Source organism: Riemerella anatipestifer, from assembly GCF_009932355.1.
GTDB classification, from domain to species: Bacteria; Bacteroidota; Bacteroidia; order Flavobacteriales; family Weeksellaceae; genus Riemerella; species Riemerella anatipestifer_E.
Genome location: NZ_LEKU01000034.1, coordinates 1 through 9892 on the forward strand (window position 1 = coordinate 1; position 9892 = coordinate 9892).

The following is a 9892-nucleotide window of genomic DNA, read 5'->3' on the forward strand; positions in this document are numbered from 1 at the left end:
TGTCCATACATATTTTTACTGTCGGTGGAACTAACTCCTCGTCTTCTTTGTTTGCTATTATAAAAACAACCCAGTCATTTTTTGGCAAAGAAAACCTCCATTCAGAATTATTTCTTATCTGAACGTAATATATTTTTCTATTATCAATTCTTCCTATTAGTTCCATTTCCAGCTTGCAGGCAACGGGAAAAGTATTTGCGAAGGGCGGGCTAAATTGGACTGGAAAGTTCAATTTCGACCAACCGGAGCAGATGCTTTTCCAATGAAACTAAATTAATCAAAATAGTTGAATTGGAAAGCATATGCGGCTAAATATTCCTGCTTTTCAATTCAACATCTTAGCCCCGCCTTTTGCAAATACTATGTTATAGGCAGTTTAATTTTCTTCAACTAACTCTAATGGGCTTACCTCATCTATTACAAGAGGAACAAAAAGATTATCAATGGCATTAAATAATATACCAAATTCGGCAAAATGTTCTGAATCTAATTCTTCAATTGTTTTAGAGAATTCATTTTTATCTCCTGATATCTCAAATATATTTGTTGTTAAGATATTTTCCCCTTTCATATTTTTTTCTTCAAGAATATCATTTGAAAAATAGTGTTCAATAACAAAATACCGTTGAGTAATATTTTGAGTAACAAATTCACTTCTAAAATTTGGAGTTGGTAATATCATACCGAAAACTGATTTTGTTTTATGCTTTCTTGAAATGTTATCAATATTGTGATTTTCGAATATTTTCTTATTTAATCCTTTAAATTGCTCATTACCTTCGCGATCATTATCGAAAAGACCTACCAGTTTTATATCATTAGATATTGAGGAAATAAATTCGATTGTACGTCTTACTGTATCAGCATTTCCTGTTCTTTTATCTTCTTCTAATTCTAATCCTGAAGGTATTATATGATATGGAATTTCTACATTAGGATTTAACTTACAAAATGCAGTTTCAATAATTTTTTTATCAGTTTTACCTTCTGTTATTATAATGATTTTTTTCTTTTCAACATCGCTTAACGCTAATAGTTTATTAGCTAATTCATTATTAACAGATGAATAAGAAGAAACAGGTAAACTTGTGATTTTACCTTCCTCTATAGATTTTGAATTTATAAAAAACAGTTCGCCTTCTCCTGCTTTATTTATTAAACGGTCATTATGTGAAACCAAAAATGTTTGATAATTTGTGTTTTCCCTTAGTTCATCTAATAAATTAGCTTGTAAATTTGAATGAATATGAGAATCGGGTTCATCAATTAAAAGTAAATTAACGCAATGTTCTCTTTTATTAATAAATTCAATAGTTGAAAATATTTCAATAATTTGTAACATACCGCTACCAACCAAAGATATTTCAACCTCTTTTTTACCAATTTCTTGAATTGTTAATCTTACAAATTCTTCTTCTTGTTTGCTCCTATTTTTTAACTTGATAGAGAAATTTGAGTTAAAAACTTTATTTAATCGATTTTCTAAATTTTGAAATTTAGTATCAGTCTTCTCTGATTTCAAAATTTTATTTCGTATTACTTCGTGAGATTTGCCTAAAGAAATTTTTTTTAGAAGTTGAGCGTTATTGTAAAAAGGTTCATTTTTTATAGAATGAAATATAGGTCTAGTTTGATATATGAAAATAGCATCTCTTAAATTTAATCCAAACCCTAATACTAAATCTTTAAATTTGTTAAATTGTGTAATATCATATTTGATTCTAAAATATGAATTTGGAATTCCTGGCTTTTCAAGAGTTATTTTTAACGGAATTATTTCTTCTAAATGACAAAATGTAATTGTAATTGATAATTCTTTTCTTGATGGCTTGTTAAATATATCATTGTCATCTCTTAATCTTAAGAAAAAAAGACTATCAAAACTCAGATAACAAGGAGAGGCTTGACCATAGAATTGTTTTCCGTTTACCTGAATCAATTTATCGAATGCAGCTTTCCATAATTGTATTGCTTCTAGAAGAGTTGATTTTCCAACGTTATTTTCACCAACGATGAAATTAAATTCTTGATTACAATCAAAGGAGACATAATTATATGCTTTAAAATTATCGAGAATTATTTCCTTGATTCTCATATACATTTATGGTTTTTAGTTAAATTGCCTATAACGGAAAATGTATTTGCGAAGGGCGGGCTAAATTGGACTGAAAAGTTCAATTTCGACCAACCGAAGCGGATGCTTTTTCCGTATTGCTAAACTAAGAAAAAAAGTAATACGGAAAAGCAGAAGCGGATAAATATTCCCAAACTTTCAACCCTGCACTTAACCCCGCCTTTTGCAAATACTATGTTAGCGGTAGTTTTTTGTCTAGAAATATTTTCCTTTTAATGCGTCAATAATTATTTTATGGTCTTCTTCGTCGTGCAATCCTGAAACAGTAATAATTGCAACCATACCTGCACCTTTAACAAAGATTGGGATTGCTCCACCCTTTGCAAGAAAGTCTTTTTCGTCAAGTGCAAAGGTCTCTTTCAATGTCATATTCCCATCTTTCAAGTCATTCTTAACACTTAATGAACTTTCTTCAAATTGTTTAGCAACGTTAGCTTTTCGTCTTAGCCAATTGTGTTTATCCATTGGTAAATTGTCGTCAACATAAAGAAAAACCGTATGGTTTAGTCTAATTATTTCTACTGCAATATTTTGATTCCTACTTTTAGCCAACTCCAACACTTTTGAACCCATATCAAAAGCCATTCTATTATCAAAACTGTCTACTTCTATTTTTTTCATTACTTCATTTTTTGTTTGTGCGTTCACACCAAAATTAAATATTGTCAAGGCTAAAATAATTAATATTCGTTTCATAAATTTTGTGATTCTTTTGTTTTTTGCATTTCGGTTCTTAAAATTACCGCTAACGGAAAAAGTATTTGCGAAGGGCGGACTAAATTGAACCAATCGGTCAATTTCGACCAACCGTAGCAGATGCTTTTTCCGTATTGCTAATCTAAGAAAAAAAGTAATACGGAAAAGCAGATGCGGATAATTATTCCCAAATTTTTAACCTTGCACTTAACCCCGCCTTTTGCAAATACTATGTTGTACGACGTTTTTTTATTCAATAGTTATTATTTCAAATTTATTTGATCTTAAATATATATAGTTGTAGAATAAATGATTCTTATCTAACATATCATTTTCATCCAACAGTTTAACTAAAATACTCCCTGCAATTTGAGAATAATGGAAAAACTGTTTTACTATTTCCTTTGTAACATTTAATGGATATTCAACTCCACAAAAATTTTCATCAAAAATTTCAGTATTGTCTTTCCTTCCTTGATATGATTGAAGAGCTATTGACGGAATATTTCCGTGTGAATTAGTCGATAATTGAGAATATATGCTCTTTAAAATTAGATTAAATGTAGACCAAAAAGCATCAAAATCTCCCTTAATATGGTTTTTCAGAATTTTTTTAAGAGCTTTTTCAGTATTTATAGGTTTTGGAGTTAAAATAAAATTTTTGTCATTTTCTCTACAGTAAATTTTAAAATAATCTTCACTTCCAACAAAAGCAATAAGAGTATTAAGAAATTCAAATTGACTTCTGAACAAAAGTTGAAATTGAATATGTAAACCTTTCTCAAACAATTGTTTCAGCTCATAACAATTATCTGCAACAACTCTTAAGTATTTTTCACAAAAAAAATGTCTACCTTTCAATTCTTCCGATTCTTTATCGTTTGTTACAACATATGATAATAGAAAATATAACGTTTTTATTTCATCAAATTTTTTTAAACTTTTTTTAAAATTATTATTGTGTGATTCAATATTTTGATTTATTTTTTTGTCATATTCTTCATTTATAATCTCTATCAATTCATCAAAATCATTTTCATTAATTTCTTCCATACTTTGTAGGTATTTTTTGATAAAATGTCGTACAACGGCTCGGCGGCTTTGCGAAGTTTCCTCTGGAAGCTCTGCTTCCGAGAGGGAATTTTGCAAAACCGCTTGATGTGCGAAGTTCGCGAAGCGACGAGCTCATCAGGCGGCGTAAGCCGCCGAGCCGATGTAGCGAAAGGAGCGAAGCGGATTTCGCTACATCGGTTCGGGGCTTTGCGAGGGAGAGGATTAGAAAGCACAAACTTTCAATTTAGCACCAACGTAGCAAAACCATTTTTTTATTTGCTAATTTACACTTTTCAAACAAATAAAAAATGGTTTTTGCGGAATAGAAGCACAAAAGTTGAATTTAGCACTTAACCCGCTCTCTTGCAAAACCCTTGTTAGTGGCTGTGGCTGTTTGTTTACTCTTTGTTTGATTCATTTATCTGTAAATCAAAAGACTAAAAAAACTTTTGCTTTTTCTCCAAAAGTTAATTTTTTCAAAAAACAGTCTTGTTTGAAAAATTTGTTATACTTTTGTTGCATAAACAACAGTTGGTTATGCAATCAATTTTAGAATATCAGGATTTTTACAATCTGCTTACGAGCAGGACACCACAGGCATTTAATCGTGTTTTGAATAAGAATTTCAGACAGAACGGAGTAGAATTAACCAAGGAGCAATGGTCTATTTTGGCTGTTTTGTGGGAAAATGACGGTTGCTCGCAACAGTATTTGGCAGATAAGAGCTTTCGGGACAGACCAAGCGTAACCCGTTTGATTGACAATATGGAAAAAGACGGTTTGGTCGACCGGAAACCCGATGTAAATGACAGAAGGTCTAATTTGATTTTTCTGACAAAAAAAGGAAAGCAAATACAGGAAAAAGTTATGAATCTTGTCAATGCTACCGTCGAAGAATCCATAAAAGGAATCAGTGTAGAAAATATAGTGACAGTAAAAGAAGTGTTTCATAAAATATATCAAAATTTAGAGGTAAAATGAGAATTAAAAAATTACTGCCTATACTTGCCTGCCTTTTGGCTTTTGAAGGAAAGGCTCAAATTGATGTGAGCCCGTCTTTGCAGGAAGCAATTCAGAAAGCAATCGACAAAAACGCTTCTATCCGAAACAAAGATTTGGAAGTGGAAAAAATCAGTACGGAAAAGAAAAGTGTTTGGAACAAATACATTCCGAAAGTAGAAGGTTCGGCAAATTATATGTATTTCGATACGAAAATAACGCTCGATTTACCGACAGGAAACATTCCGGTTATCAATCAGCCGGTTTTTGACGGAAAGCAATCGTTTGACAGTTACGGAAACTTATTGATGGGTAGCCTGATGGCAAAAACGGTTTTGTTTAGTGGTTTTCAGATTGAAAACGGAGCAAAGGCTTTGGAGCAAAAACGAATCGGAACGGCTTATCTTTCCGAGGCTGAAAAAGAAAGTTTAATTAAAGAAGTGATTCATTCCTTTGACCAAGTACACTTGTTGAACGAAGTCGAAAAATTGCTGATTGACAGCGAAAAACGATTGGCTACCGAAGCCAAAAGAGTAGAAAGGGCTATCGAAGAAGGACTTGCCATTCCGTATGACAGGGACAAAATCAAATTGGCAAATCTCGAATTACAATCCAAAAAGATAGAAATGGAAGGAAAACGAAAAGTCCTTTACCAAAAAATAAATTACCTCACGGGATATTCCGAAAACCAAATCAAAGAAGTAGAATATTTACTTGTTCCTTATGTGATTTCGGAAGATTTATCGGTTGAAAACAAACAAGAGCTAAAAGCCTTGGAATCATTCAAGAAGGCTTCCGATTATATGGTCAAGAAAGAAAAAGGGAGCTATCTTCCTGTTTTGGGAGCATTCGGAGGTGTTACTTATGCGAGCCTTTTTGACGCTACGATGATTACACCTGAAATTCCAATGGTAAATTCCCGACTTTACGGAAGAATGAATGAACTTACGTTGAGTCCGAATTGGATGGTAGGACTTTCGATGAAGTGGGAGATTTTCAGCGGATTTGAACGTAAGCACAAAATCCACGAAGCCAAGATAAATGCGGAACAGGTGCAAAATCAATTAGATGATGCGAAAGAGAAATTTGCTTTGCTTTTGGAAAATAACCTGGCGGATTACAGGGTTCAGAATAAGAAATACCAAATTGGTCTGGAACATGAAAAAGTAGCTTCAAACAATCTGAATATGGCTGTAAGGCAATATCAGGAAGGGCTTATCAACATTTCCGAAAGATTGGAAGCGGAGAACGATTTGTTTAAAGCATCAGCCAATAAAATTCAGATTTTAGTAGAGCAAAGGCTGTCCGCTTTAGAAACACTTTCCGTAACAGGAGAATTAACCAAAACTATTTTAAACTAACTTATTAAAAGTGATGAAAAAGATATATTTATTATTAGTTGTAGTGATTTCCGCTGTCGGTTGTGGTAAGCCGAAAGCCGAGGTTATTCAGGGAAAAATCGAAAGGGAGCAAATCGGAATCGTATCGAAAATTCCGGGAAAAATCATTGAAATCCGTATTCAGGAAGGAGATTTTGTAAGGAAAGGCGATACGCTTGCTATTTTGGACATTCCTGAAGTCGATGCCAAAAAAAGTCAGGCTGAAGGAGCGGTTCAGTCGGCAAAAGCCCAATATGATATGACTTTGAAAGGAGCTACGGACAATCAGCTCAAACAGCTAGAAGCCAAACAAAAAGCATTGAAAGAACAGTACGAACTGGCTCAAAAATCCATTAACCGATTGTCAAATATGCTTAAAGATTCGTTGGTTTCTCAACAGATGTATGATGAGGCTTTCGCTAAATATCAGGGGGCTCAATCGCAGTATCTGGCTGTTCAGGCTGAAATTTCGGACGTGAAATACGGAGCGAGAATCGAACAGCAAAAAATGGCTTTTGGACAACAGGAAAGAGCTTTGGGAGCTTTGCAGGAGGTTTCGGTTGCGGATTCCGAGCGGTATATCATTGCTCCACAGGATATGACGGTAGAGTCTATTACGCTTAAAGTAGGGGAGCTGGCGCTTCCCGGTTATACCTTGATTAGCGGAACGATTTCGGAATCGACTTATTTCCGTTTTACGATTCCCGAAAGCCAGCTTTCAAAGGTTCAGAAAGGACAGGAAGTAACTGTCAATATAGTCTATAACAAAAGTCAGGTTAAGGGAAAAGTAATTTCGGTTAAGGCTTTGGGAGCTTATGCAAATATTGCAACGGCTTATCCCGATTACGAAATTCAGGAGAGTCTTTTTGAGATAAAAATCAGTCCGGTTGATATCAGTCAGACCAAAGATTTGTTTACGAAAACTACGGTTACTTTAGAACTGTTAAAATAAAAATCAAATGAAAAACTTTTTTTCGCTTATAAAAAGGGAATTCCGTTTGTTTTGGGATAACAGTGTGCTTCGGTTGCTTTTTATTGGGGCTCCGATTATGTACGGAATACTTTTGGGCTTTGTTTACCAGAAAGGAAAAGTTACCGATTTGCCTGTTGTGGTGGTTGATGAAGACCAAAGTCAGATGAGCCGAAAAGCTATTGAAATGATGCAGGATAATGAGGTTCTGAACGTGGCTTTTATCCGTTATGACCAGAACGATTTAGCTAAAATTGTAGCGGAAAACGATAACATTCCTGCGGTTGTGATTATTCCGAAAGATTTTGAAAAGCAGGTTATGACCAAAAAGTATCCCGAAGTGCTTACCATTGTAAATACTTCGAATGTTTTAACAGCCAATTATGCTTCGACTGCCATTCAGATTTGTTTAGGAACACTTAAAGCGGGAGTTCAGATTGAAGCTCTTAAAAAACAAGGAATGCCTGAAAGTGTGGCAATGTCGCAATATGAGCCGTTCAAAACCACGTTTATCAAAAAATACAACCGAAGCACGAACTATATGTACTTTTTGTGGCCCGGCATTTTGGCTACGGTTTTGCAACAGGTTTTGCTGTTAGGCTTGGCTTTGTCGTTTGCCTCGGAATACGAAAACGGAACGTTCAGAACTTTGGTTTCGGAAAACAAATCCCTACTCAAAATAATGGCAATTAAGATAATTCCGTATCTGATAATGAGCTTCGGTATTTGGATCTTGTATTATCTGTTTACGTTTTGGTTCAGGATTCCGTTTTATGAAAATCTAGGTGCTTTGACCTTTGTAGCGGGAATTTTCGTGTTGTCGGTATGTTTTATCGGGATATTGGTAAGCATATTGATTCCGAGTCAGCTCAAAGCAACCGAAATATTGATGGTAATAGCCACTCCGAGTTTTATTTTGAGTGGATTTACGTGGCCGCTTTCGCAAATGCCCGATTGGGTTGTGGCTGTTGCAAACGTGATTCCGCTTACACATTTCTTACAGGCATTCCGAATTCTGCTTATTGAAGAAGGAACGTTGTCCCAATGTTCGGGTGCAATTTGGGCTATGATTTGGATTGGACTTGTTTGTGCGGTTTTGTCTTATGTAGCTTTGTATTTTAAAAGGAAAAAGGTGTTGAAGCAAGGTTGAATTTTGTACTGCAAAAAAATCCTGTGTGGTAGATTTTTATTATTTTTTTCTGTGTCAGGTTGTTATTTTTCAGCCGTTTAATTTCAGGGGTACGGTTGTTCTGCCATTGCCACTAACGGAAAAAGTATTTGCGAAGGGCAGGCTAAATTGAATGAATAGTTCAACTTCGACCAACCGAAGCGGATGCTTTTTCCGTATTGCTAATTTAAGAAAAAAAGTAATACGGAAAAGCAGGAGCGGATAATTATAAGCAAATTTTCAATTATCACTTAACCCCGCCTTTTGCAAATACTATGTTAGCTGCGGTTATTTTAGGTAATCAAAAGTGTTTTCAAGTTTAAATTTGGGGCTTCTTTTTAAAAAGTCCATAAAGAAAGCGGTATGAGTTCCCCCCATCAATATAAATATTTTATCGTCTTTGGTCATAGGAATTTGATTTAGATTTGAAAACATTACTAAATTTCGATGATAAAATTTACCTGCCTCGTCTGCGCCTTCAGAATTATTCTTACTTGAATTGTATAATAACAAATCAGCATTAAAGTTTATAAGACTTTCCAAATATTGAGGATGATTATTTAATTTAAATAAATCATAAAAAGGAATTCCTTTCTCTGGATTTTTTGCATCATTTTCATCACTTAATAAAGCATATTTATCTAATGTCGTAGAATCTACACTATTAATGACATTTATATTGTAGTTATACCCTTCTTTGAAGTCAATTCCATAAATCTTTGTTGCACCACTAAGTCTTCCAACTTCATAAGCTAACAATTCTATTTCATTTGGATTTACAAATTTTTTCTTTGGATTTTTTAGATACTCTAAATATGAAATTTGTCTTATACTATCATTTTTAGGTAAATCTTCGATAACAATAATTGTGGGCTTAAATTCAGCTAATAATTTAGCTAATTTTTTAATTTCTTGCTGATTTTTCTCGTCGTTTTCATCAAAGTCTGTTGAGTTTGCGTCAGAAGTTTCTCCCATATGAAAAGTTGCTACATTTAATACAGGAATTGCATCGTCAAATTTAGTTTTATAAATATTCTGTTTTTCATAACGCACATTTTGTGCAAAAAGATTTAGTATTGTTAAAAAAAATAAGAATGTCAAAAGTTGTTTCATTTTTATGTAGGTTTATTTTTATAATTGCAGCTAACGGCTCGGCGGCTTTGCGAAGTTTCCTCTGGAAGCTCTGCTTCCGAGAGGGAATTTTGCAAAACCGCTTGATGTGCGAAGTTCGCGAAGCGACGAGCTCATCAGGCGGTGTAAGCCGCCGAGCCGATGTAGCGAAAGGAGCGAAGCGGATTTCGCTACATCGGTCCGGGTATTGCCGAAGGCGGGGCTTATTAGCACCCAACTTCAACTAAAATACCACACCTCAAAGGTAAACAAATTTTTCTAAAAAAGAAATAAACCCCGCTTGCGGTAATACCTTGTTGCCTGCTGGCTTTTTTAAATATCATATTCAGTAAGTTCAATTTCTTCATCACTTGGTAACCAAC

Annotated in this window: 8 protein-coding genes; 4 read left to right on the forward strand and 4 right to left on the reverse strand. The window is 34.1% G+C overall.

Annotation, left to right across the window (positions count from 1 at the left end; all coding sequences use genetic code 11):
* Positions 1–376: 376 nt before the first annotated feature.
* From GXW81_RS10155 to GXW81_RS10165, 3 genes are all read right to left on the reverse strand, one after another.
* The gene (locus tag GXW81_RS10155; protein WP_161532214.1) at positions 377–2095 is read right to left on the reverse strand and encodes an ATP-dependent endonuclease; all 1719 of its coding nucleotides are present in this window, start codon (positions 2093–2095) and stop codon (positions 377–379) included.
* 234 nt (positions 2096–2329) lie between these two features.
* Entirely contained in the window at positions 2330–2830 is a 501-nt protein-coding gene (locus tag GXW81_RS10160) for a heme-degrading domain-containing protein (protein WP_161532215.1), read from the reverse strand.
* Positions 2831–3079: 249 nt separating this feature from the next.
* Positions 3080–3883 (reverse strand): hypothetical protein, encoded by an 804-nt coding sequence (locus GXW81_RS10165; protein ID WP_161532216.1) that lies wholly within the window; start codon positions 3881–3883, stop codon positions 3080–3082.
* A 537-nt stretch (positions 3884–4420) separates the two neighbouring features.
* Between GXW81_RS10165 and GXW81_RS10170 the strand changes: the two genes are divergently transcribed.
* Genes GXW81_RS10170 through GXW81_RS10185 form a run of 4 tightly spaced genes read left to right on the forward strand, consistent with a single transcriptional unit; the run spans position 4421 to position 8381 of the window.
* Complete coding sequence (locus GXW81_RS10170) at positions 4421–4864, forward strand: MarR family winged helix-turn-helix transcriptional regulator (RefSeq protein ID WP_161532217.1); 444 nt, start codon at positions 4421–4423, stop codon at positions 4862–4864.
* The gene (locus GXW81_RS10175; RefSeq protein WP_052911699.1) at positions 4861–6243 is read left to right on the forward strand and encodes a TolC family protein; all 1383 of its coding nucleotides are present in this window, start codon (positions 4861–4863) and stop codon (positions 6241–6243) included. The genes GXW81_RS10170 and GXW81_RS10175 overlap by 4 nt, the downstream gene beginning before the upstream one ends.
* Before the next feature lie 13 nt (positions 6244–6256).
* The gene (locus GXW81_RS10180) at positions 6257–7213 is read left to right on the forward strand and encodes an HlyD family secretion protein (protein WP_052911698.1); all 957 of its coding nucleotides are present in this window, start codon (positions 6257–6259) and stop codon (positions 7211–7213) included.
* Positions 7214–7220: 7 nt separating this feature from the next.
* Positions 7221–8381 (forward strand): ABC transporter permease, encoded by a 1161-nt coding sequence (locus GXW81_RS10185; RefSeq protein WP_052911697.1) that lies wholly within the window; start codon positions 7221–7223, stop codon positions 8379–8381.
* 306 nt (positions 8382–8687) lie between these two features.
* Here the strand turns inward: GXW81_RS10185 and GXW81_RS10190 are convergent, their stop codons facing one another.
* Positions 8688–9512: a DUF5694 domain-containing protein gene (locus tag GXW81_RS10190; protein WP_154469522.1), complete on the reverse strand. Its 825-nt coding sequence runs from the start codon at positions 9510–9512 to the stop codon at positions 8688–8690.
* Positions 9513–9892: the final 380 nt, after the last annotated feature.